The organism is Pseudomonas sp. RW407 (genome assembly GCF_003176655.1).
Lineage (GTDB): Bacteria > Pseudomonadota > Gammaproteobacteria > Pseudomonadales > Pseudomonadaceae > Pseudomonas > Pseudomonas delhiensis.
The window spans coordinates 859,621-883,053 of sequence record NZ_QGSL01000091.1; the positions used below are offsets into that span (position 1 = coordinate 859,621).

The 23,433-nt window shown below is 67.2% G+C and carries 21 protein-coding genes; 19 read left to right on the forward strand and 2 right to left on the reverse strand.

All coding sequences use genetic code 11. From position 1 onward, the window contains the following. Window positions 1–80: 80 nt before the first annotated feature. The 5 genes from DK254_RS16335 to DK254_RS16355 all read left to right on the forward strand — a co-directional run bounded on the left by DK254_RS16335 (window position 81) and on the right by DK254_RS16355 (window position 6,714). Window positions 81–962, forward strand: a complete 882-nt coding sequence (locus DK254_RS16335; protein WP_256595882.1) for a DMT family transporter — start codon at window positions 81–83, stop codon at window positions 960–962. 1,071 nt (window positions 963–2,033) lie between these two features. Beyond that, the gene (proV, locus tag DK254_RS16340) at window positions 2,034–3,200 is read left to right on the forward strand and encodes a glycine betaine/L-proline ABC transporter ATP-binding protein ProV (RefSeq protein WP_109934586.1); all 1,167 of its coding nucleotides are present in this window, start codon (window positions 2,034–2,036) and stop codon (window positions 3,198–3,200) included. Between the two features lie 53 nt (window positions 3,201–3,253). Then, window positions 3,254–4,201, forward strand: coding sequence for a glycine betaine/L-proline ABC transporter permease ProW (gene proW, locus DK254_RS16345; RefSeq protein WP_009620115.1), 948 nt, complete (start codon window positions 3,254–3,256; stop codon window positions 4,199–4,201). Between the two features lie 124 nt (window positions 4,202–4,325). Continuing rightward, the gene (proX, locus tag DK254_RS16350) at window positions 4,326–5,297 is read left to right on the forward strand and encodes a glycine betaine/L-proline ABC transporter substrate-binding protein ProX (RefSeq protein WP_370686648.1); all 972 of its coding nucleotides are present in this window, start codon (window positions 4,326–4,328) and stop codon (window positions 5,295–5,297) included. A gap of 67 nt (window positions 5,298–5,364) precedes the next feature. Further along, the gene (locus DK254_RS16355; protein ID WP_109934587.1) at window positions 5,365–6,714 is read left to right on the forward strand and encodes an MmgE/PrpD family protein; all 1,350 of its coding nucleotides are present in this window, start codon (window positions 5,365–5,367) and stop codon (window positions 6,712–6,714) included. A gap of 83 nt (window positions 6,715–6,797) precedes the next feature. Here DK254_RS16355 and DK254_RS16360 read toward each other — a convergent pair whose 3' ends face one another. Next, a complete protein-coding gene (locus tag DK254_RS16360) occupies window positions 6,798–7,736 on the reverse strand; it encodes a LysR substrate-binding domain-containing protein (RefSeq protein WP_109934588.1) in 939 nt (312 codons plus the stop codon). 198 nt (window positions 7,737–7,934) lie between these two features. On the opposite strand from DK254_RS16360, the gene DK254_RS16365 reads away from it, so the two are divergent. From DK254_RS16365 to DK254_RS16420, 12 genes are all read left to right on the forward strand, one after another. Then, complete coding sequence (locus DK254_RS16365; RefSeq protein ID WP_109934589.1) at window positions 7,935–8,702, forward strand: SDR family NAD(P)-dependent oxidoreductase; 768 nt, start codon at window positions 7,935–7,937, stop codon at window positions 8,700–8,702. A gap of 10 nt (window positions 8,703–8,712) precedes the next feature. Continuing rightward, window positions 8,713–9,471, forward strand: coding sequence for an SDR family NAD(P)-dependent oxidoreductase (locus DK254_RS16370; protein ID WP_109934590.1), 759 nt, complete (start codon window positions 8,713–8,715; stop codon window positions 9,469–9,471). A gap of 143 nt (window positions 9,472–9,614) precedes the next feature. Then, window positions 9,615–10,625 (forward strand): GlxA family transcriptional regulator, encoded by a 1,011-nt coding sequence (locus tag DK254_RS16375; protein WP_109934591.1) that lies wholly within the window; start codon window positions 9,615–9,617, stop codon window positions 10,623–10,625. 237 nt (window positions 10,626–10,862) lie between these two features. Beyond that, complete coding sequence (locus tag DK254_RS16380) at window positions 10,863–12,005, forward strand: SRPBCC family protein (RefSeq protein WP_109934592.1); 1,143 nt, start codon at window positions 10,863–10,865, stop codon at window positions 12,003–12,005. Then, window positions 12,002–12,757 (forward strand): SDR family NAD(P)-dependent oxidoreductase, encoded by a 756-nt coding sequence (locus tag DK254_RS16385; protein ID WP_109934593.1) that lies wholly within the window; start codon window positions 12,002–12,004, stop codon window positions 12,755–12,757. The genes DK254_RS16380 and DK254_RS16385 overlap by 4 nt, the downstream gene beginning before the upstream one ends. 8 nt (window positions 12,758–12,765) lie before the next feature. Further along, window positions 12,766–13,695 (forward strand): 3-keto-5-aminohexanoate cleavage protein, encoded by a 930-nt coding sequence (locus DK254_RS16390; RefSeq protein WP_109934594.1) that lies wholly within the window; start codon window positions 12,766–12,768, stop codon window positions 13,693–13,695. A gap of 14 nt (window positions 13,696–13,709) precedes the next feature. Next, on the forward strand, window positions 13,710–15,140 hold the full coding sequence (locus tag DK254_RS16395; protein WP_109934595.1) for an aminobutyraldehyde dehydrogenase: 1,431 nt from the start codon (window positions 13,710–13,712) through the stop codon (window positions 15,138–15,140). Next, window positions 15,137–15,886 carry an SDR family NAD(P)-dependent oxidoreductase gene (locus DK254_RS16400; RefSeq protein WP_109934596.1) on the forward strand — a complete coding sequence of 250 codons (750 nt, stop codon included), beginning with the start codon at window positions 15,137–15,139 and terminating at the stop codon, window positions 15,884–15,886. Before DK254_RS16395 ends, DK254_RS16400 begins: the two co-directional genes overlap by 4 nt. Continuing rightward, a complete protein-coding gene (locus DK254_RS16405; protein WP_109934597.1) occupies window positions 15,886–16,821 on the forward strand; it encodes a 3-hydroxyacyl-CoA dehydrogenase NAD-binding domain-containing protein in 936 nt (311 codons plus the stop codon). Before DK254_RS16400 ends, DK254_RS16405 begins: the two co-directional genes overlap by 1 nt. A gap of 77 nt (window positions 16,822–16,898) precedes the next feature. Beyond that, a complete protein-coding gene (locus tag DK254_RS16410; protein ID WP_109934598.1) occupies window positions 16,899–17,852 on the forward strand; it encodes a PDR/VanB family oxidoreductase in 954 nt (317 codons plus the stop codon). 18 nt (window positions 17,853–17,870) lie between these two features. Continuing rightward, complete coding sequence (locus DK254_RS16415) at window positions 17,871–18,332, forward strand: thioesterase family protein (protein ID WP_089391268.1); 462 nt, start codon at window positions 17,871–17,873, stop codon at window positions 18,330–18,332. Window positions 18,333–18,399: 67 nt separating this feature from the next. Beyond that, entirely contained in the window at window positions 18,400–19,341 is a 942-nt protein-coding gene (locus DK254_RS16420; RefSeq protein ID WP_109934599.1) for a choline ABC transporter substrate-binding protein, read from the forward strand. 36 nt (window positions 19,342–19,377) lie between these two features. On the opposite strand, the gene DK254_RS16425 is transcribed toward DK254_RS16420, so the two are convergent. Continuing rightward, window positions 19,378–20,124 carry a TetR/AcrR family transcriptional regulator gene (locus tag DK254_RS16425; RefSeq protein ID WP_109934600.1) on the reverse strand — a complete coding sequence of 249 codons (747 nt, stop codon included), beginning with the start codon at window positions 20,122–20,124 and terminating at the stop codon, window positions 19,378–19,380. 280 nt (window positions 20,125–20,404) lie between these two features. Between DK254_RS16425 and DK254_RS16430 the strand changes: the two genes are divergently transcribed. Both DK254_RS16430 and DK254_RS16435 read left to right on the forward strand, forming a co-directional pair. Further along, entirely contained in the window at window positions 20,405–21,658 is a 1,254-nt protein-coding gene (locus DK254_RS16430; protein WP_177412069.1) for an alpha/beta hydrolase, read from the forward strand. A gap of 21 nt (window positions 21,659–21,679) precedes the next feature. Continuing rightward, window positions 21,680–23,419: an AMP-binding protein gene (locus DK254_RS16435; RefSeq protein WP_109934601.1), complete on the forward strand. Its 1,740-nt coding sequence runs from the start codon at window positions 21,680–21,682 to the stop codon at window positions 23,417–23,419. The last annotated feature ends 14 nt before the right edge of the window (window positions 23,420–23,433 follow it).

The window sequence follows — 23,433 nt, forward strand, 5'->3', positions numbered from 1 at the left end:
TGAAGCGGGGCTTTTTCGAATGCCCGGTCGATCTGATACCCAGGGAGCAGGTCATGCGGACCCCGCGTTTTCTTCCCGGAATGAGCGCTCATTCCCGAGGCTTTCTTCTCGTTCTGCTGGCCGCGTTCTGCTATGGCCTGCAGCCGTTGTTCGCCAGCTTCGCCTATGTCGGCGGCGCCAACCCGATCGGCCTGCTGCTGGCGCGCTTCTCCATCGCGGCCGCGGTGCTGCTGGCGCTGCTGTGCCGGCAGCGCATCGGCTTGCCGAGCCTGCGCCTGGTCCGGCAGAACCTGTTGCTGGGCGTGGGCTACGGCCTGGCGGCGCTGGGTTACTACAGCGCCAGCCGGGCCAGTTCGGTGAGCCTGGCGATCATCCTGGTCTACAGCTTTCCGGCCTTCGTCACCCTGGTTTCCATCGTCTGGCTGGGGGAGCGCACCAGCCTGCCGAAGCTGTTCAGCCTGTTGCTGGCGCTGGGCGGGGTGGCGCTGGCTACGGGGCTGAGCCTGGCCGGCGCTTCCATCGGCGCACTGTGGGCACTGTTCGCGGCGATGGCCTACGGAGCGGCGGTCATCTACGGCACACACCGCGTTCGCCATGAGCACCCGCTGGCCTCGGCGGCCATCGTCCTGCTGGGCTGCGCCGCCACCTTCGCCGTCGCCGCGCTGTTCCAGCACGCCGCCTTCCCGGTGGGTGGTCAGGCGTGGCTGGCAACCCTGGGGTTGGCGGTCTTCGCCACGCTGATACCTGTCGCCGCGTTCCTCGCCGGGGCGCCGGCGATCGGTCCTTCGGCGGCGGCGACGCTGTCCACCGTCGAGCCATTGGTGGCGGTGGCTATCGCCGTACTGCTGATGGGCGAGCGGCTGACCCTGTCGATGCTCATCGGCGGCTGCATGGTGCTGCTGGCCGCCGTCGCCCTGGCCCGCCCGGGCTCCGCGGAAACGCCGCTGGCGCCCGTGACTTAGGAGCGTAGGGCGTATAACCATTCGTGGTTATACGCCGTTGGCCGTGCCGCCGGGGATGTCTGGCGTGGCCGGTGAATCCGATCGCGGACGGAGTCCGCTCCTACGACCGAGCTTGCCTGGGGGCCTCGCACCAGGGCTTGAGAGCGCCCTCACCCCAACCCTCTCCCGCAAGCGGGAGAGGGGCTGTCTGGGCCGAGAAAAGGATTGGCTCCAGCCGGACATCACCGAGGCTGCCGGCTAACGCCATAACATCAGGTTCTGCCCAACGGCTCCCTCTCCCTTCAGGGAGAGGGAGCAGAGTTGAACCCGTGCGCAGATGTCACCGGCCAGTTCGCGAGGTTCGCGAGCAAGAACTAGGCGTCCCCCTCGATCCTACGAAGAGCAGGATTTCCAGAGAAACCTCCGCGCACTCCGAAACGCCCCTTCAGAAGGCCGAGCGAAACCGGCGCTAAGGAGGTCATGCGACATGGATGTCGCGAGAGCCCCGCGGGCTACAGGGACGTACCCTCGGGGCGGGCCTCCGTGGCGGGGGAGTTGGCGAGGGTCGCCTGGCTCCATCGGGCCTGTATGTCGGGGCAAGCCTTTTTGGTTCCTTTTTGCGGGGGTGGCCTCCCTCCGTTTGACAAAAGTGACTCGCCCGAGGGGGCGAAACCAGAGACATCCGAGCACTCGGAGCGGCGCGCTACACCAAGCCCTCAAGCCACTGGGTTCCCGCGTTCGCGGGAATGGCGGGGTGAAGGATGGTGCCTAACCAACAAGCCGCTCAACCATGTAGGACGCATAACGCCCCAGGTGCCCGTGGTACAGGGCTTGAGCCCAGATCAATAACATCAAGTTATGGTTTTGAGCGAACAAATGTCGTTGGACGCTCGACAGGCAGAACCCTAATTTGAAGACACGCCGCCGTCGCCTTCGACGGCCGCTGTAAAGCCTTGCAGGAGCTTCTGCAGAACGGAAGGGCCGCCTCGCCAGTGGCGGCCGTGATTCTTCCGGCGGTACCGGTGCTACGAGGCCGTAAGGTCCCCCGCAGCAAGACCTTGGCCACAAGAATAAGCATAAGGTGAGGAACGTATGAGTCAGACCGACGATATCCTTTCGGTACGCAACATCTTCAAGGTCTTCGGGCCGCGCCCGAACGAGGCGATGGAGATGCTGCGCAAGGGCGCTGACAAGAACGAGATATTCCGCAAGTCCGGGCATGTCGTCGGGGTGTTCGATGCCAGCTTCTCGGTCAAGCGTGGCGAGATTTTCGTCATCATGGGCCTGTCCGGCTCCGGCAAGTCCACCATGGTGCGCCTGTTCAACCGGCTGATCGAACCCACCTCCGGCAGCATCCACCTCAACGGCCGCGAGATCACCGGGCTGTCGGACAAGGCCCTGCTCGACGTGCGGCGCAAGGAAATGGGCATGGTGTTCCAGTCCTTCGCGCTGATGCCGCACATGAGCGTGCTGGAGAACACCGCCTTCGGCCTGGAGATCGCCGGGGTAGGGGAGCAGGAACGCCACAGCCGGGCCCGCGAGGCGCTGCGCCAGGTGGGCCTGGAAGGCCACGAGCACAGCTACCCGCACCAGCTCTCCGGCGGCATGCAGCAGCGCGTCGGCCTGGCCCGGGCGCTGGCCAACGACCCCACCATCCTGCTCATGGACGAAGCCTTCTCGGCGCTCGACCCGCTGATCCGCAACGAGATGCAGGGCGAGCTGATGCGCCTGCAGGCCGAGCAGCAGCGCACCATCATCTTCATCTCCCACGACATCGAGGAAGCCATCCGCATCGGCCACCGCATCGCGATCATGGAAGGCGGCCGCGTAGTGCAGATCGGCACTCCCCAGGAGCTGCTGAACCAGCCCGCCAACGACTACGTGCGGACCTTCTTCAAGGGTTTCGACAGCTCGCGGGTGCTCAAGGCCGGCGACGTCGCCGAACTCGACCAGGCGGTGCTCTGCCGCCTCAACGGCAAGGGGCCGCAGCCCAACGCCGGCGTGCCGTACAGCTACCTGGTCAACGAGCGCAACCAGCTGATGGGCGTCGTGGGCGCCGAAGGCGGCGCCGCGGGCGAGGCGGGCGCGGGGCACTACACCCTGCACGAGCAGCGCCCGGTCTACACCGACACGCCGCTGCACGACGTGCTCGACATCGTCGCCGAGCTGCCCTACCCGGTGCCGGTTCTGGATCGCAGCGGCGCGCTGCACGGCACCATCTCCAAGAACCAGCTGTTGCAGACCCTCAGCCGGCACTGAGCGCAGCCTTGCGCAACAGCCGTCCTCGTCATTCCTAGAAGCAGGTAGCGAGCATGTCCGAGTCCAGTTTCCTCGATCCCTTCCAGAACGCGGTCATTCCGCTGGGTGATTGGGTCGAAACCAGCCTGAATTTCCTGGTACGCAATTTCCGAGATGTCTTCCACGCCATTCGCTGGCCCATCGACCACGTGCTCAACGGTTTCGAGTACGTGCTGCAGAGCGTTCCGCCGACGATCGCCATCGTGCTGGCGGCGCTGTTCGGCTGGCAGCTCGCCGGGCCGCGCATGGGCGCGCTGTGCGCCGTCACCCTGACCTTGCTGGGGCTGATCGGCGTGTGGTCCGAGTCGATGACCACGCTTTCGCTGGTGCTGACCTCCGTGCTCTTCTGCGCCGTGATCGGCATCCCGCTGGGCATCCTCTCCGCCCGCAGCGACCGCATCGAGCGCATCGTCCGCCCGCTGCTCGACGCCATGCAGACGCTGCCGGCGTTCGTCTACCTGGTGCCGGTGGTGATGCTGTTCGGCATCGGCAACGTGCCGGGCGTGCTGGTCACCATCGTATTCGCCGTGCCGCCGCTGGTGCGCCTGACCAACCTGGGCATCCGCCAGGTGCCCGAAGACAAGATCGAGGCGGCCCGCGCCTTCGGTTGCACGCCGCGGCAGATGCTCATGCGCGTCCAACTGCCGCTGGCCACCCCGACCATCATGGCCGGGGTGAACCAGACGCTGATGCTGTCGCTGTCGATGGTGGTGATCGCCTCGATGATCTCCGTCGGCGGGCTCGGCCAGATGGTCCTGCGCGGCATCGGCCGCCTGGACATGGGCCTGGCCACGGTCGGCGGCGTCGGCCTGGTGCTGCTGGCGATCTTCCTCGACCGCCTGACCCAGGCCATGGGCGAACGCACCCGTTCCGACCCGAGCCGCCGCTGGTACCACAGCGGCCCGGTGGGCCTGCTGCTGCGTCTGTTCGGCAGCCAGCCGGTGCCGCACAAGGCGGCCTGAACGAGCCGCCACCGCTTTGCATTCATTCTGCCGACCCAACGAAAAGAACAAGAGGTATACAGCGATGCATTTCGAGACGTTCAAGAACAAGCTTGTGCACTGTGCCGCGGCCATCACCCTGAGCATGGTGTCGCTGTACGGGATGGCCGCGTCGGCGGACAAGCCGGGGGAGGGCGTGAAGGTCACGCCGATCTTCCCGCCGATCGCCGAGGAGCGCTTCCGCGGCGAGTTGGCCATGGCCGGGCTGCGCGAGCTGGGCTACGACGTGCAGGAGCCGAAGGAAACCGAATACGCGGCGATGATGGTGGCGCTGTCCTACGGCGACGCGGACTTCACCGTGCACTTCTGGGACAAGCTGCACGACGCCTTCTACCAGAAGGTCGACGGGCCGCACACGCTGGTCAAGGCCGGCGACGTGATCCCCGGTGTGCTGCAGGGCTACCTGATCGACAAGAAGACCGCCGAGCAGTACCACATCCGCTACATCACCGACCTGAAGAAACCGGAGATCGCCAAGCTGTTCGACACCGACGGCGACGGCAAGGCCAACCTGACCGGCTGCAACCCGGGCTGGGGCTGCGAACTGGTGATCTCCCACCACATGAAGGCCTATGACCTGGAGAAGAGCGTCAACGTCAACCAGGGCTCCTACTTCGCCCTGATGGCCGACACCATCGCCCGCTACAAGCAGGGCCAGCCGATCCTCTACTTCACCTGGGTGCCGCAGTGGATCGCCGGCGTGCTGGTGGAAGGCCGCGACGTGGTCTGGCTGGAGGTGCCCAAGACCGACCTGCCCGACGGCAACAACGACGTGAACACCACCTACCAGGGCAAGAACCTGGGCTTCGCCATCGACAAGGTGGAGGCGCTGCTGAACAAGGACTTCGCCGACAAGAACCCGGTCGCGCTCAAGTTCCTTTCGCAGCTGCAGATCAGCGCCGACGACGAAAGCCAGCAGAACCTGCGCATGCAGAAGGGTGAGAACAAGCCGGCCGACGTTCGCCGCCACGCCCAGGAATGGATCGCTGCCCACCGCCAGCAGTGGGACGGCTGGCTGCAGGCCTCGCGCGCGGTCGCCAGCCAGGCCAAGCAGTGACGCCAACGGGTGCCCGCCGCCGGGCACCCGTTCCTCCGATTCCCGATACCCGTCTGTGGAGCCCCACATGTCGCTCTATTCGTTCGTCCGTGAATTCCGCTTCGAGCAGGCGCCCGCGCACACCCGCGAACTCATGCAGACCTGCCTGCTGGACATCCTCGGCGTCGCCGCCGGCGCCCGCGACAACGCCACCAACCAGGCGCTGCGCCGTTATGCCTTGAACCACTACCCGGCGGGCGTGCTTTCCAGCCGCCTGCTGTTCGACGGCCGCGCGGTGCACCCGCTGGGCGCGGCCTGGGCCGGCGGCTTCTGCGTCGACAGCCTGGATGCCCACGAGGGCCACTTCACCTCCAAGGGCCACGCCGGCGCCACCGTGGTGCCGGCGCTGCTGGCCTTGGTGGACGCCTGTCGCCAGCAGGGACGCACCATCAGCGGCGCGGAGCTGCTCAGCGCCCTGACCATCGGCTACGAAACCGCCCTGCGCGCCGGCGCCGCGCTCATGGCCACGGCACCGCAATACCACGCCTCGGGCGCATTCTCCGGCATCGGCGTGGTGTGTGGCGGCGCGCGCCTGTTGGGCTTCGACGAACAGCAGTTCCGCCACGCCCTGGGCATTGCTGAATACTTCGGCCCGCGCTGCCCGATGATGCGCCTGGTGGACCACCCCTCCATGCTGCGGGACGCCCATGGCGCCGGCGCCTTCGCCGGCCTCAACGCGCTGCTGCTGGCCGAGGCCGGCGTCACCGGGGCCCCAGCCGAGACGGTCGAATTCGACGAGGTCGCCGACCACTGGTGCGACCTGGGCCAGCGCTGGGAGATCGACGCCCAGTACTTCAAGCCCTGGCCGGTGTGCCGCTGGGCCCAGCCGGCGCTGACCGCACTGACCGCACTGATTGCCGAGCACCCGCAGATCCGTGGCGAGAACATCGAGCGCATCAAGGTGCAGACCTTCCACGAATCCATGCGTTTGCAGGGGCACACGCCGGCCAACGCCGATGAGGCGCAGTACGCCCTGGCCTTCCCGCTGGCGGCCCTGGCCGTGCGCGGCCAGGTGGGGCCGCTGGAAGTGACCGGGGGCGCGGTGCACGCCTCGGACATCCTGGCCGTCAGCCAGCGCGTCGACATCGTCGAAAGCGACGAGCTTTCCGCGCGCTTCCCCAACGAGATTCTTTCACGGGTCTCGGTGTCGCTCAAGGACGGCCAGGTCTTCACCAGTCCGGTGACCGCGGCCAAGGGCGACCCCGCCACCGCCATGAGCCGCGAAGAGTTCCGCGCCAAGTTCGACCTGCTGGCCGGCATCACCCTGGACGAGGCCCTCCGGCAGGAGATCGCCGGGGCGATAGCGGCGCTGCCCACCAGCGCCGATTGCGAAGGCTTGTTCGGGCTGCTGTTCGAGGCGGCCGGGCAGGGCGCCTGAGTACCGCGGCGGGTGGCCATCGTCTGTAGCGATGGCCTTCGCCGCGGCGGTCGCCGCCTTGCCCCGCGCCAGTCGGCGCCCTGTTACGGGGCAGGGTTTCTCAGCGCCTGGGTCTGCGCCAGTAGCCACTCGCGCAGCATGCGGATGCCCGTCGAGTCGGCCAGGTCGCGGCGGCAGACGAAGTAGTGCTTCCTGTCGTCGGCGAAGTAGGTTTCCTGCAGGGGGCGCACCAGCCTGCCGCTGTCCAACTGCGGCTGGACCAGGTGGCGCCAGGCCAGGCCGACGCCGACCTCCTGGTGCACCGCGTCCATGAGCATGGAGAAGTGGCTGAAGTTCATGGCCTCCCGGCTTCTGGATGCGTCCAGGCCGAACTGCCGCAGCCAGAACGCCCAGTCGATGGGCGCCCACAGCCTGGCTTTCCAGTGGCTCGCGCTGAGGTTGAGCAGAGTGGCGTCCAGCAGCCCCGGCAACGTCGCGACCTGGGGATGCTGTTCGAGAAAGCCCGGGGTGCAGACCGGGAACACCTCCTCGGAAAACAGGTACTCGGCCACGTAGCGCGGGTGCTCCTCCAGCCCCAGTGTCACCGCCGCCGTGAAGTTCTCCTGGTAGTCGGGGTTGCCCTCGGTGCTGATCAGGTGCAGCTGCAGTTCGGGATATTGCGCGCGCAGCTGCTTCAGCCGCGGCATCAGCCACAGCTGGGCGAAGGCCGTGGTGGTGATCAGGGCGAGGTGGTCCTGGCCGTTGCGCCGCAGCAGGTCGCTGGAGGCGTTGGCGATGTGGTGCAGGGCCGACGACGCGGCCAGGTACAACGCATGCCCGTCGTCGGTGAGCTCGACCTTGCGGTTGCTGCGCAGGAACAGCTTGAGCCCGTAGAAGTCCTCCAGCACCTGGATCTGGCGGCTGACCGCCGCCTGGGTCACGTAGAGCTCTTCTGCCGCCATCTTGAAACTGCCGTGGCGGGCGGCGGCCTCGAAGGTCCGCAGCGCATTCAGTGGCGGCAGCGAATGCCGGAGGTTGCTCATGGGGACTCACCCGCTATGGAAGGACGCCTGGGCAGTTAAGAAAAACTCAAGCGTGCAGGGCAGTATTTTATCGATTTCTTCCCATGCATGGGTTTTTCGGTTAACTAAAAATCAATCGAATGCGCTGCAGAAGTCGTTTGTCGGCGGCCCCCGGCCTGTCGATCATCTGCCTCACACATCCCACTGAGGTACAAGGCAATGCGGTTCGAAAACAAGATTGTCGTGATTACCGGTAGCGCCGGCGGCGTGGGTCAGGCGCTGGTACGGCTGTTCGCCGCCGAAGGGGCCCGCCTGATGATCTCGGACATCAACACCGAGGGCTGCCGGGCCATGGTCGACGAGGCACGCGCCCTGGGCGCCGAGGCCGAATGCCTGGCCGGCAACCTGCGCGAGAAGGAATACTGCGAGGCGATCGTCGCCCGGGCGGTCGAGCGTTTCGGCGGCGTCGACATCCTGCTCAACAACGCCGGCATCATCCCCCGTGGCACCGTCGAGGAAACCACCGACGAGATGTGGTTCACGGCGATGGACGTCAACCTCAACGCCGTGTTCTTCCTCTGCCGCGCGGCCATACCGCACATGAAGCGGCGCGGCGGCGGCGCCATCGTCAATACTTCCTCGGTGTGGGGCATCTATCCGGGGCCCGGGCATGTCGCCTACTGTACCAGCAAGGGCGCGGTAGCCGCGCTGACCAGGAACCTGGGGCGGGACGCCGCGCCCTTCGGCATACGGGTCAATGCCGTGTGCCCGCACGAGATCAACACGCCGATGATCCGCAGCGGCTTCGAGCGCCGTGGCCTGGACCCGCAGAAGGCCATCGAGGAACTGAACAGGACCGTGCCCCTGGGCCGCATCGCGGAACCGGAGGACATCGCTGACGTGATCGCCTTCCTGGCCTCCGACCAGGCGCGCTACATCGCCGCGGAAACGGTCGAAGTCACTGGCGCCAAGCCGGTTTCGGGCTGAGGAGGCGAGCATGCTGCTCAATGACAAGGTAGCCGTCGTGACCGGCGGCGGGCGCGGCATCGGCCGCGGGATCAGCGACAAGCTGCTGGAGGCCGGTGCCCGCGTGCTGGTCGCCCAGCGCCAGCCGCTGGACGACGACCTGGGCGCCAACCCCCGGGTGGCATGGTGCCAGGCCGACCTGGCCGAGCGCGAGGCGCCCTATGCCATCGCCCGGGCCGTCGAGGCGCATTTCGGCGGCGCCGACATCCTGGTCAACAATGCCGGCTTCATGTTCGAGAAGTCCCTCGACGACATGCACGAGGACGACTGGGACCGCATGATGGCCGTCAACCTGCGCGCCCCGGTATTCCTGGCCAAAGCGCTGTTGCCCCAGTTGCGCCGGCGCGGCGGTGGCAGCATCGTCAACATCGGCTCCATCGAAGGCATCGGCGCCAATCCCTGGCACGCCGCCTACTGCGGCTCCAAGGCCGGCGTGCATGGCTTCACCCGGGGCATGGCCGTTGACCTGGGGCGCGACGGCATCCGTTGCAACGCCATCGCCCCGGGCTGGATCAACTCGGCACTGAGCGACGCCTACATCGACGCCCAGCCGCAACCCGAACTGGCCCGCGCCGGCCTGTTGAAGCTGCACCCGGTGGGTCGCACCGGCGAGCCCGGGGACATCGGCGGCGTCGCCGTGTTCCTGGCCAGCGACGCGGCGGCCTTCATCACCGGCCAGGTGATAGTCGTGGATGGCGGCCGCATGGCCAAGCTGCCGTTGCCGTTCTGAGGCGCGAGCGGCGCCGGGAAGCCCACCTTGGCGGTGGGCTTTTTTCATTGCGTCGTGCGATGTCGTTTCGACCGCGCGGGCCCCGGCGATCTGTGCTATTTCTCCCCGGCAGCCCCGCCCTCCGGGCCGCTACGGAGACCCCCATGCCCGCCGAAGCCGCCGCGCCGTTCTCGATCCTCATCCTGGTCTTCCCGCACTACAACCTCGCGGCCACCACGGCCTTCATCGACCCGTTCCGCGCGGCCAACTACCTGAGCGGGCACACCCATTTCCACTGGGAAGTCGTGTCGATGGCCGGCGGTCCGGTGGTGGCGAGCAATGCGATGAGCACCGGCACCCGGGCGCTGGCCGAGGTGCAGGGCGCGCCCGACCTGGTGATGCTGTCTTCCAGCTGGAACCCGGAGACGCTGCACAGCCCGGCGCTGAGCGCCGCGCTGCGCCTGTGGGCGAGGCAAGGGGTGGTGCTCGGCGCGCTGGACACCGGTGTCTATCTGCTGGCCGGGGCCGGGCTGCTGGATGGCAAGCGTGCCACCGGGCACTACGAGCACATCGATTCGCTGAAGGAGCTCTACCCGGACGTGGATATCTGCGAGGACATGCTGGTGATGGACGGCAAGCGCATCACCTGCTGTGGCGGTGCGGCCTCGGCCGACTGTGCGCTGCATGTCATCCGCTCGCTGCACGGCGATACCCTGGCCAACGAGACGGCCCGCTACCTGTTTCACGAGCGCCTGCGCCCGCTGGGCACGCAGCAGAACCCCGAGGCGCCGCAGCCGCTGGGCAACACCGTGCCGGACCTGGTGAAGCAGGCCATCCGCATCATGGAGCAGAACCTGGAGGAGGCGGTGCCGATCCCGGACATCTGCGAGCGCATCGGCATCTCCCAGCGCCAGCTCGACCGCCTGTTCAACCAGATCGTGCAGAAGAGCCCGGCGCTCTACTACCGCGACATCCGCCTGGACCGCGCCCGTTGCCTGGTGACCCAGACCGACATGTCGCTGATGGAGATCGCGGTGGCATCGGGCTTCGCCAACCAGTCGCACTTCAGCCGCATCTACCGCGAGCGCTTCGGCCTGACGCCGCGCCGCGACCGCCTGGACGGGCGCATCCCGTTCGAGTTCCGGGCCTGGCCGATGCACCAGGTCACGCCCTGACGCCTTTCCCCCAAAGCCACTGCTGACGCCCTGCAGCCCGCCCCGCACGGGCGGCGGGAGCCTGCGCGCCTGCCTCAGGGCGGTCGCAAACGGGATGCTCATGTCCAAAAGCGACCATGGCCAAAAACGAATAAAACGCGGCGAATCCTGCACATTTTGCCTGCCCCGCGACGACCACTATCGGCCCCGAGACAAGAACACAAACCCAGGAAATTCCTGTACCGGAAGGCCGCTGATATGTCTGAAGTCATCTCCAAAGTACAACTCCAGAACATCGCCCGGGGCTACCACCCGGACCCGCTGATCTCCCAGTCCCTGCGTGCGGACGCCTACGTCGACCCGCAATGGTTCCGCCTGGACCAGCAGCAGATCATCGCCAAATCCTGGCAGTGGGTCTGCCACGTGGAAAAGGTCCGCGAGCCGGGCACCTACACCACTGCGGAAATCGCCGGCAACCCCATCGCCGTGGTGCGCGACCACGACGGCAACCTGCGGGCCTTCTACAACGTCTGCAAGCACCGCGCGCACCCGGTGCTCAGCGGCGAGGGCAAGGTCAACCGCATCATCTGCCCCTACCACTCCTGGTGCTACGGCCTGGACGGCCAGCTCAGCGGCGCGCCCCACGTCGGCGGCCTGAAGGACTTCGACAAGGGCGAGATCCACCTCAGCCCCGTGCAGGTGGAGGAGTTCTGCGGCTTCATCTTTGTCAACCTCGACCCCGCCGCGCGGCCGCTGCGCGAGCAGTCCGGCGAGTTGCAGGAGGAAATCCTGCACTGGGCGCCGGACATCGCCAACCTGACCTTCGGCCACCGCCTGACCTACGCCATCAAGTCCAACTGGAAGAACGTCGTCGACAACTTCCTGGAGTGCTACCACTGCCCGACGGCGCACAAGGACTTCTGCACCCTGGTGGACATGAGCACCTACAAGGTGCGCACCCACGGCATCTACTCCAGCCACATGGCCGAGGCCGGCCAGGGCCAGAACAGCGCCTACGACACCTCCCAGGCCAAGGTGCGCACCCACGCGGTGTGGTGGCTGTGGCCCAACACCTGCCTGATGCGCTACCCGGGGCGCAGCTCGATGATCGTGCTGCACATCATCCCGGCCGGTCCGGACCTGACCTACGAGACCTACGACTTCTTCCTCGAAACGCCCGAGGCGAACGAGATGGAGAAGGAAGCCATCCGCTACCTCGACGAAGTGCTGCAGGTGGAGGACATCGCCCTGGTGGAGAACGTCCAGCGCGGCATGCGCACGCCGGCCTTCGAGCAGGGGCGCATCGTCACCGGCCCCAACGGCTCGGGCAAGTCCGAGCACGCGCTGCACCACTTCCATGGCCTGGTGCTGGGCGCGTATGAACAGGGAGTCGAGGCATGAGCGGCGCGCTGCAAGGGAAGGTTGCCTTCGTCACCGGCGGCCTGGGCGGGATCGGCCGCGCCATCTGCGCGCGCTTCGTCAGGGAAGGCGCCACGGTGTTCGCCGCCGACCTGAAGGAGTCCGCGGCCGTGCCGGGCACGACCTTCGTCCCGCTCGACGTCAGCTCGGAGGAGAGCGTGCGTCAGGCCATGGCGACGGTGCAGGAACAGGCCGGCAAGCTCGACATCCTGGTCAACGCCGCCGGCATCGAGATCGAACAGACCATCGAGCAGACCAGCCTGGCCGACTGGAACCGCATCTTCGCGGTGAACGTCACCGGCACCTTCCTCGTCTCGAAATTCGCCCTGCCGCTGCTGCGCGACAGCGGTGCGGCGAGCATCGTCAACTTCGGTTCCTACGACGGCTTCATCGCCGACCCGGGCCTGGCGGCGTACTGCGCCACCAAGGGCGCCGTGCACGCACTGACGCGCGCCATGGCCTGCGACCACGGCCCGGAAGGCATCCGCGTCAATGCCGTCTGCCCGGGCTACGTCGACACGCCGATGCTGCGCAGCTTCTTCCGCGACCACGGCGACATCCACAGCCTGGAAGCGGCCGTGCGCGACGTGCACCCGGTGCGCCGCTACGGCACCCCGGAAGACGTCGCCAACCTGGTGAACTGGCTCGCCAGCGACGAAGCCCGGTACGCCTCCGGGCAACTGTGGGTCCTCGATGGCGGCCTGACCGCCCAAGTCCAGCAAATGAAACTGTGAGAGCGATCATGCCCAAGTCCGTCATCATCACCTGCGCCACCACCGGCGGCGTGCACACCCCGACCATGTCGGAATACCTGCCGATCACCCCCGACGAGATCGCCCGCTCGTCCATCGAGGCGGCCGAGGCCGGGGCGTCGATCATCCACCTGCATGCCCGTCATCCCGAGACCGGCAAGCCCGACCCGCGCCCCGAACTGTTCCGCGACTTCATGGGGCGGATCAGGGACCGCAGCGACGCCGTGCTCAACGTCTCCACCGGCGGCGGCCTGGGCATGAGCCGCGAGGAGCGCCTGCGCGCCGCGGTCAGCCTGAGCCCGGAAATGGCCTCGCTGAACGTCGGCTCGATGAACTTCGGCATCTTCCCGATGAAGGCCAGGTACCCGAGCTGGAAGCACGCGTGGGAGCCGGCGTTCCTCGACAGCACCCGCGACTTCATCTTCCGCAACACCTTCGCCGACATCGAATACATCGTGAAGGAACTGGGCGAGGGCCACGGCACGCGCTTCGAATTCGAGTGCTACGACCTGGGCCACCTCTACAACCTGGCCTGGGTCATCGACCAGGGCTGGATCAAGCCGCCGTTCTTCGTGCAGATGGTGTTCGGCGTGCTCGGTGGCGTCGGCGCCGACCTCGACAACCTGATGCACATGCACACCATCGCCCAGAAGCTGTTCGGCAAGGACTACGAGTGGTCGGTGCTGGCGGCCGGCAAGAACCAGATGCACTTCGCCACCCAGGCCGCGCTGCTGGGCGGCAACCTGCGTGTCGGCCTGGAAGACAGCCTCTACATCGCGCCGGGCGAGAAGGCGAAGAGCAATGCCGAGCAGGTGCGCAAGATCCGCTCGATCGTCGAGAACCTCGGCCTGCAGGTCGCCACCCCGGCCGAGGCCCGCGCGCGCCTCGGGCTCAAGGGCGGCGACAAGGTCGAGTTCTGAGAGGGGAGAGGCCCATGCAAACCCGAATGCTGATCGACGGCGAACTGGTGGCGGGCGAGGGCGAGGCCCTGGCGGTGATCGACCCGGCCAGCGGCGAGCCCATCGCCCAGGTCAACGAGGCCAGCCCGGAACAGGTGGACGCCGCCGCGCGAGCGGCCGACGAGGCCTTCCAGACGTTCTCGAAGACCACGCCGGCCGAACGTTGCGCACTGTTGCTGGACATCGCCGATGTCATCGCGGCCCACGCGCCGGAACTGGCTGCGCTGGAAAGCGCCAACGCCGGCAAGCCCTGGCCCTCGGCGCTGGACGACGAAATGCCGCTGACCCTCGACACCTTCCGCTTCTTCGCCGGCGCGGCGCGCACGCTGTCGGGCGTGGCGGCCGGCGAATACGTGGCGGGGCACACCAGCCTGATCCGTCGCGACCCGCTGGGGCCGGTGGCCGCCATCGCGCCCTGGAACTACCCGCTGATGATGGCCGCTTGGAAGCTCGCCGCGCCCCTGGCGGCGGGCTGCACGGTGGTGCTCAAGCCCTCGGAAACCACGCCGCTGTCGACCCTGCGCCTGGCCGAACTGCTGCAGGACGTGGTGCCCAGGGGCGTGGTGAACGTGATCAATGGAAAGGGAGCGAGTGTCGGTGATCGTCTTGTCAATGCTCCGGGCATGGAGGGTGTCAGCATCACCGGCTCCCCCGCCACGGGAGCGGCCGCCCTGCGCGCGGCCTCGCGGCAACTGCGCCAGGTGCATCTGGAGCTGGGTGGCAAGGCGCCGGTGATCGTCTACGCCGATGCCGACGTCGACAGGCTGGTGGCCACGTTGCGAGCCACGGCCTTCTTCAACGCCGGCCAGGATTGCGCGCAGCCCTGCCGGCTGCTGGTGGCCGACGCGATCTACGACCGCGTCGTCGCCGAACTGGCCGCCGCCGTGGGTTCGATCCGCACCGGCGCGCCGCGCGAGGCGGGCACGCAGATGGGCCCGCTGATCAGCGAGGCGCATCGCCAGCGTGTGGCCGGCTTCGTCGAACGTGCGCGCGGGTGGGCGGAGGTGGTGACCGGCGGCTTCGCCGAGGATCGCCCGGGCTTCTTCTACCGCCCCACGCTGGTGGCCAACGTCGACAACGATGCCGAAATCGCCACCTGCGAGGTCTTCGGACCGGTGGTCAGCGTCTCGCGCTTCGGCGCCGACGAGGACCCGGTGGCCATCGCCAACGCCGGCCGCTACGGCCTGGCCTCGTCGGTGTGGACGCGCGATGGCGCGCGGGCGATGGCCGTTACCAGCCGGCTGCGCTACGGCTTCACCTGGGTGAACACCCACGGCGTGGCGACGCCGGAAATGCCCTGGGCGGCCATGAAGGGCTCGGGGCACGGCTGCGACATGTCGGTGTTCGCCCTGGAGGCCTACACCGCGGTCCGCCACGTCATGTTCGCCCATGGGGAACTGCCATGAGCCAGGACATCGTGATAGTCACCGGCGGCGGGCGCGGCATCGGCCGCGCCATCGTCGACGAGTTCCTCGCCCAGGGCGCGCGGGTCGCCACCTGCGGGCGCGGCATGCGTCCGGCGGACCTGGACGAAGCCGTGCTGTGGGTGCAGGCGGATGTCTCGCGGACCCACGATGCCCGCCGCGTGCTGGAGCAAACCCTCGAGCACTTCGGTGTGCCGACCGTGCTGGTCAACAACGCCGGCGTACAGGTGGAAAAAACCCTCGACCAGACCTCCGACGAGGACTGGGAGCTGGTCATGGGCATCAACGCCAAGGGTACCTTCAACCTCTGCCGCGCCGTGCTGCCGGTCATGGCGGAGCGGGGCGGCAGCATCGTCAACCTCGGCTCGATCTCCGGGCTGAACGCCGATCCGTCCATGGCCCTGTACAACGCCTCCAAGGCCTTCGTCCATGGCCTGACGCGCTCCATCGCCATCGACCATGGCCCACGGGTGCGCTGCAACGCCGTATGCCCGGGCTGGATCATGACCGCCATGGCCGAGGACGGTTTCGCCCAGGCCCGCGACCCCGGCAAAGCCAGGGCCGATGCGCTGGCGCGGCATGCCACCGGGCGCTTCGGCCGGCCCGGGGACGTCGCCGGGCTGGTGGCCTGGCTCGCCTCCGAGCAGGCGGGGTTCGTCACCGGGCAGTGCTATGTCATCGACGGCGGACTGACCGCCGCCTCCCCACTCCAACCGAGGTTCTTCTGATGAATGAGTTCCAGAATGTGGCGGTACTGGGCGCCGGCGTCATCGGCGCCAGCTGGACGGCGTTGTTCCTGGCTTCCGGCCGCAACGTGGCGGTATTCGATCCCGCCGAGGGGATGGAAAGCGATGTCCGCGACTATGTGAAGAACGCCTGGCCGACCCTGGTGGAGCTGGGGCTGGTGAAGGACGGCGCACCGGGTGAACTGAGCTTTTACCGCAGCGCCGCCGAGGCGGTGAAGAATGCCGACTTCATCCAGGAAAGCGTGCCCGAGCGCATCCAGCTCAAGCATGCGCTCTACGGGGAGATCGAACCGCTGCTCAAGCCGGGGGCGATCGTCGCCTCGTCCGCCTCGGGCCTGCCGCTGAGCGAAATGCAGGCCGGCTGGAAGGACCCGTCGCGCTTCGTCCTCGGCCATCCGTTCAACCCGCCGCACTTGATCCCCCTGGTGGAGGTCATGGGCAACCAGCGCACCGCGCAGGCGGCCGTCGAGGGCGCGGAGCGCTTCTACGAGCAGGTTGGCAAGGTGACCATCCGCGTGCACCGCGAAGTCCCTGGGCATGTGGCCAACCGGCTGCAGGCGGCGCTCTGGCGCGAGGCCATCCACCTGGTGAAGATCGGCGCGGCCAGCGTCGAGGACGTGGATACCGCGGTCTGGGCCGGCCCCGGCCTGCGCTGGGCGGCCATGGGCCCGACCCTGCTGTTCCACCTGGGCGGCGGCCCCGGTGGGCTGGAGGCCTTCTGCCAGAAGTACACCGAGAGCTTCCACCGCTGGTGGGAAGACCTGGGCGACCCGCGCCTGGATGCCGAAACCGCCGCGCAGCTGGTGCGGGGCGTGGCCGCCGAGTCCGCCAACGGCAGCCAGGCGGAGCTCTCGCAGGCACGCGACGAACTGATCACCGCGATGCTCAAGGCCAGCGCGAACCTGCGGCGCAAGTGACGCCGGGTGGGGAAGCATGGCTCCCTGCCGGCCGCGGGCGGGCAGGGGCCCCAACTTCGGATGCAGTAGAGGTGAACATGTCGGTCGAACGTCTGACACTGCAGGTAACGGACATCGCCAGCGCCGCCAGGGACGTGCGCGTCGTCGAGCTGCGCGACCCCGCCGGCGGCGAATTGCCGGCCTACACGGCCGGTGCGCACATCGAGTTGCACCTGCCCGGCGGCCTGGTGCGCCAGTACTCGCTGTGCGGCGATGCGCGGGAGCGGGAGAGCTACCGCGTCGGCGTGGGGCTGGCGCCGGCCAGCCGTGGCGGTTCGCGCTACATCCACCAGTCGCTGCACGTCGGCGACCTGGTCCGGGTAACGCCGCCGCGCAACCACTTTCCGTTGTTCGAGGACGCCGGCGAGTTCGTCTTCTTCGCCGGCGGCATCGGCATCACGCCGATCCTGTCGATGATCCGCTGGTGCGAGGCCAACCGGCGCCCCTGGCGGCTGTTCTACCTGGTGCGCAGCCGCGAGCGGGCCGCCTTCCTCGACCAGTTGGCGGCCTACGGCGAGCGGGTGACCCTGCATGCGGACGAAGAGGCCGGCGGGCTGTTCGACATCGAAGGCACGGTCGCCCGGCTGCCCGGGCGCGCGCACCTCTACACCTGCGGGCCGACGCCCCTGATGCTGGCCGTCGAGGCGGCGGCCCGGGGCTTCCCCGCCGAACAGGTGCACTTCGAATGGTTCACCCCCAGGCAGGTGGAGAAGGCCGGGGCCGACACCGCTTTCACGGTGAAGCTGGCACGCAGCGGCAGGTGCCTGGAGGTGCCCGCCGACCAGAGCCTTCTGCAGGTGCTGGAAGCCAACGGTGTGCAGGTCGAGAGCTCCTGCCGCGAGGGCACCTGCGCATCCTGCGAGACGCGCGTGCTGGCCGGCATTCCCGATCACCGCGACAGCGTGCTGAGCGAGGCCGAGAGGCGTTGCAACGGCAGCATGATGGTCTGCGTGTCGCGGGCGCTGTCCGGCACGCTGGAACTGGATCTCTGAGCGCAGGGGAATGACCGAATGCTGACCTACCGGACGCCGGTCCTGCGTGACTGGATCGACTACAACGAGCATCTGCGCGATGCGTTCTACCTGCTGATCTTCAGCTACGCCACCGATGCGCTGATGGAGCGCATCGGCCTGGATGAGGCGGGGCGCGCCGACACCGGGCACACGCTGTTCACCCTGGAAGCGCACATCAACTACCTGGCGCAGGCGAAGCTGGGCGACGCGCTGGAAGTGCGCACCCGGTTCATCGACCGCGACCTCAAGCGCCTGCACATCGTCCACGACCTCCACCGGGAGGGAAGCGACGAGCCGCTGGCCGTCAGCGAGCAGATGCTGATGAACGTCGACTTCCAGGCCGGCCGCGCCTGCGTCTTCGCCGACGCGGTGGACCGCCGGGTTTCCGAACTCTTCAGGCAGTACCAGGGGGCCCGTCACCCCGGCTACTGCGGGAGACGCATCGCCATCCGGCGCTGATGCGGGCCCCTGTTCCAGGGGCAGGACAACAAGCAAAACGACAACCACTGCCTTGAGGGTTCATCAGATGAAAGCTGCATCGTTCCTGTTCCTGGGCGCGCTGGCCGGTCTTCCCGTTCTGGCCCAGGCCACGGAGCCCGCACAGTGCCAGACCGTGCGGATGTCCGACCCCGGCTGGACGGACATCCAGTCCACCACGGCCATCGCCAACACCCTGCTCAAGGGGCTGGGCTACAAGACCAAGGTGACCTTGCTCGGCGTACCGCTGACCTACAAGGCGCTGGCCGAAGGCCGGAACATGGACGTCTTCCTCGGCACCTGGATCCCGACCATGGAGCCGGACCTGAAGCCCTACCGCGAAGCCGGTACCATCGACATCGTGCGGGCCAACCTGCAGCACGCCAAGTACACCCTCGCCGTGCCGGAAGACCTGTGGAACCGGGGCCTGAAGGACTTCGCCGACATCCCGAAATTCAAGGACGAGCTGAACGGCAGGATCTACGGCCTGGAACCGGGCGACGGCGGCAACAACGCCGTGCTCAAGGCCATCGAGCAGAATGCCTTCGGCCTCAAGGACGCCGGCTTCAGCGTGGTGGCTTCCAGTGAGTCGGGCATGCTGTCCCAGGTCGACCGGGCCATCCGCCGGAAGAACGCGATCCTCTTCCTGGGCTGGGAGCCACACCCGATGAACACCCGCTTCAGGATCCGCTTCCTCACCGGCGGCGACGCATTCTTCGGCCCCGACTTCGGCGACGCGACCGTCTACACCAGCACCCGCAAGGGCTACGTGGACGAATGCCCGAACGTGGGTCGCCTGCTGAAGAACCTCAGCTTCACGCTGGACATGGAGAACACCATCATGGGCTCCATCCTGGACGACAAGATGGAGCCCGAGGACGCCGCCCGGGCCTGGCTCAGGAAGAACCCGGACGCCCTGGCGCCCTGGCTGAAGGACGTCGCCACCGTCGATGGCAGGCCGGGGCTGGAGGCGGTCAAAGGTAGCTTGTAGGGGAGGCGAAGCAGGGCCCGGCGGTGGCTGCCGGGCTCACCTGCCTTTCGCCCCTCCCGCGCGCCAGCCGTCGAACCCATCCAGCAGAAGCTCCAGGCCCGCATCGAAGGTGTTGGCGCTGTCGACGTTGACGAAAGGCGCCGCCAGGAATGCCGCGCCCGGGTAGGCGTCGGTGGCGAACCTGGCCAGGTAGCCGCCGATGAAATCGCCGTGGGAGTGGGGGGCTTGGTGGTTTTCCTTCTCCGCGGCTATCACCGTGACGAACAGCATCAGCAGGTGATAGGCCATGGCGGCGAAGGGGCCGGCCAGGCCGGCCCGTTCGAGGATTCGGCCGATATGGTCGAAGTAGGCCAGGCCGTAGTCGGTCTCGCCGGGTTGCACGCGCTGGAACAGGCGGAACTTGTTCTCCGTGAGGATGTAGGTGGCCAGCCCTGGCCAGCGCTCCATGGTGGCGAGCGAGGAGCGGGCAACGGCCGCGATGTCCTCGCGCGAGTTCCCGGTCGGCGCCGGGAGCAACTGCACGCGCTCCTTGAAGGCGGCGTTGATCACGGTGCTGATCAGTTCATCGCGGCTGCCCAGGTGGTAGTGGACCATGCCGGCCGCCACCCCAAGTTCCTTGCCGATCCTGACCATGCTGACTTCCGTCAGGGACTCGCTGCGGGCGATGCGGATCGCGCAGTCGATCATCGCCTCCCGCGAGACGTCCTGGTCGCTCTTGGGGCGGCGGCCCGCGCGTTTGCGCGGCGCCTTGGGTGTTGCAGCTGTTTCGGTACCGTCCGACATCCAGGCATTCCCTTGGATTTAATTGACACTCTCTCAGATTACCACCTGGCGTTCCCGCCGCTCAAACGAGGGGTGAGGGCGGCCGCCGGCCCTGGCGGGTATCGGGGCCACTGATCGGTCGGATCCGCCGTGGGCCTTCCTGCGTTTTCAGGGTGCGGAAAAATTTTCACTACACTCAATTGACACCATCTCAATTTTTGCCCTAGCCTTGTCTCGAGCATTAATTGAGCGTATCTCAATTAATCGATCGAAGGATTTCCGGCATCACTCAGGAGGGCCCATGGCGGCTGATTCCAACAACAAGAAGGTGGCGGTCACTGCGGGCCTGCGTGGTGCGTCGTGGCGGCCGGAGCGCATGGCCGAGCCGTTCAGTTCGACCCCCTGTCCGCTGGTCACCCAGGATGGCCAGGGTGCGCTGGGCGTGCTGTTTTCCCGAGGGGGAGAGCGCAAGGTCGTCTTCATCATGCATCCCCGGGAACTGGTGGTGACCCACTATCTGGTCCCGGATGTGCTGGATGCCGGCTGGGCCTGCTGGGTCCAGGGCGCGCGCTCGATCGGCAACGACCTGCGCCTCGAACACGAGTTCGCGCTGTACGACGTTGCCGCCGGGATGCGCCACCTGCGCTCAATGGGCTTCCAGACCATCGTACTGCTCGGCAACTCGGGCGGGGCGGGGCTGTTCGCCTACTACAACCAGCAGGCCCAATGCGCGCCGGAACGGCGCATCGCGAAGACGCCGGCGGGGCGGCCTAGCCAATTCGGCACGGCGGATTTCCCGGTGGCCGATGGCATCGCCCTGGTGTCGCCCCATCCCGGGCAGGGCGTGCTGCTGATGAATGCCCTGGACCCTTCCGTGGTCGACGAGGCCGATCCCTTCTCCGTCGACCCGGCCCTGGACCCGTTCAGCGAGGCCAACGGCTTCCGCCTGCCGCCGGATTCCTCCAGCTACGCCGCCGGGTTCATCGAGCGCTACCGGGCCGCGCAGCGCCAGCGGGTGGCGCGCATCGATGCCTTCGCCAGGCAACTGGTCGAACGCCGCCAGGCCGCACGTGACCGGCTGAAGTCGGGCCGGGAGCGCAGCGACAAGGCCCTGGCTAGCCATGGGCCGATCTTCCAGGTGTGGCGCACCGACGCCGACCTGCGCTGCTGGGATACCTCCCTCGACCCGTCGGACCGCTACGTCGGCTCGCTCTGGGGCAGCGACCCCTTCGTCTCGAACCTGGGCAGCGTCGGCTTCGGCCGCATCGTGACGCCGGAGTCCTGGCTCTCGACCTGGTCCGGCCTGTCGTCCAACGCCTCGCTGGCCAGGTGCGCCCATGCCATCGAACAGCCGACGCTGCTCGTCGAATACACCGGCGACAACTGCGTATTCCCCGCGGATGTCGACGCGATCTTCGATGCCATCCCGGCTTCGGCCAAGGAACGTCACCGCGTGCGTGGCAATCACCATGGCCAGGCCCTGGAGGAGGGCGAGGTATCCGGACAGCTCGTCGCCGGCGGACACCTGAGGCGGTGGCTTCAAGAAAACTTCTGAAAACAACAAGAGCGTGCAGCCATGACAATTACAAAAAACGAAACTTCATCCCTCTCTGCCGGCGCCTCCTCCCAGGGCGAACGGCTGCGCCGGGTAGCCGCGCCCATTCCTGGCGTCGTCTATCCGAAGCAGAGCGAACTCGACCGCTACGTGGCGGGAGGGGCGCTGGGTTACGAAACCCTTGTTGACGGGCTGAAATCAGTCGTTCGTCAGCATCCGGACAACGTCGCGCTGCTCGGGCCGGAGCTCCGAATCACCTACCGCGAGCTCGATGAGCTGTCCTCCCGCCTGGCAGGTGCCCTCCTGAAGCAGGGGCTCAAGCCCCTGGATCGTGTCATCTATCAGTTGCGCGACAGCGAGCAATTGGTGATCTCCTTCTTCGCATGCCTCAAGGCCGGCTTGATTCCGATCTGCACCATGGCCGCTCACCGCGAGCGTGAAATCGGCTACCTCGCCAACCATGGCGAGGCCAGATTGCACATCGTTCAAGGGGATGAGCCCGAAAAATTCGACAGCGTCGCGTTTGCCCGCAAGATGCAGGATGTGGCGCCGTCCCTGAGGCTGATCATGCAGGTTCGCGGCGAGCCGCAGGAGGGTGTGCTGGTACAGGATGCCCTGATTGCCGACACCGATCTGGCCGAGGCCGAGGCCTTGCTGCAACACGTGAAACTGGACCCCTTCCAGGTCGCGGTATTCCAGCTGTCCGGCGGCACCACGGGGGTGCCGAAGATCATCCCGCGCTTCCACAACGAATACCTCTACAACATGCGGGCCGTCGCCCGCTGGCTGGACTACCAGCCCGACGACGTGCTGTTCATGCCGCAGCCCATGGTCCACAACCTCAACATGGGCTGCTGCTTCGGCCCGTTCCTGATGACCGGTGGCACCGTCACGGTGGCCCCCAACCTGCAGCCGGAAACCCTGATCTCGTTGATCGCTTCGACCCGGCCGACATGGTTGATGCTGGGCGGGCCGATCATTGCCCGTCTCGAGTCTGCCATTCATGAAGGCCGGGTCGACCTGTCCAACGCTCGCGGCGTGATCGTCGCCAACAGCGCTGCCAAGCTGCAAAAGCTGCTAGGCGTACGCACCCATAACATCTTCGGCATCACCGAGGGAGTCATCACGCTCACTCACAAGGATGACGCCGCCGAAGCGCACGACACCACGAACGGTCGTCCGGTCTCCGAGTTCGACGAGATCCGCATCCTGGTGCCGGGCACCGAGCAAGACGCCAAGCCCGGTGAAATTGGCGAGCCCGCATTCAAGGGCCCGTACACCATCCACGGCTACTACAACGCAGAAGAGCGCAACCGCGAGACCTTCACCCGCGACGGCTACTACCGCTCGGGCGACCTCATGTACACGAAGGTGGTCGACGGCAAGACCTACTACGTCTTCTGCGGCCGCCTGAAGGACCTGGTCAGCCGTGGCGGCGAGAAGATCAATTGCGAAGAAGTGGAGATGGCCGTGGCGGGCCACCCGGCCGTGGCCGCAGTGGCCGCTGTCGGTTACCCATGCCCGGTGTTCGACGAGCGCCTGTGCGCCGCCATCGTGCTGCGCAATGGCTTCCCCGTGCCCAGCGTCGCCGAGCTGGGCGCCTTCCTCCAGGACTACGGTCTGGCCAAGTTCAAGTGGCCGGAACGCATCGAAGTGCTCGACGCCTTCCCCCTGACCGCCTCCGGCAAGCTCAGCAAGGAGAAGCTGCGCGAGCTGGTCAAGGCGAACGTCGAGCGTGAGCGGGCACAACAAGCGAACTGAAATACGGTTCAGAG

Coding starts and splice junctions, on each gene's coding strand:
- DK254_RS16410 (WP_109934598.1), top strand. CDS start 16,899: ATGTCGGTCGAACGTCTGACACTGCAGGTAACGGACATCGCCAGCGCC.
- DK254_RS16370 (WP_109934590.1), top strand. CDS start 8,713: ATGCTGCTCAATGACAAGGTAGCCGTCGTGACCGGCGGCGGGCGCGGC.
- DK254_RS16355 (WP_109934587.1), top strand. CDS start 5,365: ATGTCGCTCTATTCGTTCGTCCGTGAATTCCGCTTCGAGCAGGCGCCC.
- DK254_RS16365 (WP_109934589.1), top strand. CDS start 7,935: ATGCGGTTCGAAAACAAGATTGTCGTGATTACCGGTAGCGCCGGCGGC.
- proX (WP_370686648.1), top strand. CDS start 4,326: ATGGTGTCGCTGTACGGGATGGCCGCGTCGGCGGACAAGCCGGGGGAG.
- DK254_RS16415 (WP_089391268.1), top strand. CDS start 17,871: ATGCTGACCTACCGGACGCCGGTCCTGCGTGACTGGATCGACTACAAC.
- DK254_RS16435 (WP_109934601.1), top strand. CDS start 21,680: ATGACAATTACAAAAAACGAAACTTCATCCCTCTCTGCCGGCGCCTCC.
- DK254_RS16335 (WP_256595882.1), top strand. CDS start 81: ATGAGCGCTCATTCCCGAGGCTTTCTTCTCGTTCTGCTGGCCGCGTTC.
- DK254_RS16425 (WP_109934600.1), bottom strand. CDS start 20,124: ATGTCGGACGGTACCGAAACAGCTGCAACACCCAAGGCGCCGCGCAAA.
- DK254_RS16420 (WP_109934599.1), top strand. CDS start 18,400: ATGAAAGCTGCATCGTTCCTGTTCCTGGGCGCGCTGGCCGGTCTTCCC.
- DK254_RS16430 (WP_177412069.1), top strand. CDS start 20,405: ATGGCGGCTGATTCCAACAACAAGAAGGTGGCGGTCACTGCGGGCCTG.
- proV (WP_109934586.1), top strand. CDS start 2,034: ATGAGTCAGACCGACGATATCCTTTCGGTACGCAACATCTTCAAGGTC.
- DK254_RS16380 (WP_109934592.1), top strand. CDS start 10,863: ATGTCTGAAGTCATCTCCAAAGTACAACTCCAGAACATCGCCCGGGGC.
- DK254_RS16395 (WP_109934595.1), top strand. CDS start 13,710: ATGCAAACCCGAATGCTGATCGACGGCGAACTGGTGGCGGGCGAGGGC.
- DK254_RS16405 (WP_109934597.1), top strand. CDS start 15,886: ATGAATGAGTTCCAGAATGTGGCGGTACTGGGCGCCGGCGTCATCGGC.
- DK254_RS16390 (WP_109934594.1), top strand. CDS start 12,766: ATGCCCAAGTCCGTCATCATCACCTGCGCCACCACCGGCGGCGTGCAC.
- DK254_RS16385 (WP_109934593.1), top strand. CDS start 12,002: ATGAGCGGCGCGCTGCAAGGGAAGGTTGCCTTCGTCACCGGCGGCCTG.
- proW (WP_009620115.1), top strand. CDS start 3,254: ATGTCCGAGTCCAGTTTCCTCGATCCCTTCCAGAACGCGGTCATTCCG.
- DK254_RS16400 (WP_109934596.1), top strand. CDS start 15,137: ATGAGCCAGGACATCGTGATAGTCACCGGCGGCGGGCGCGGCATCGGC.
- DK254_RS16360 (WP_109934588.1), bottom strand. CDS start 7,736: ATGAGCAACCTCCGGCATTCGCTGCCGCCACTGAATGCGCTGCGGACC.
- DK254_RS16375 (WP_109934591.1), top strand. CDS start 9,615: ATGCCCGCCGAAGCCGCCGCGCCGTTCTCGATCCTCATCCTGGTCTTC.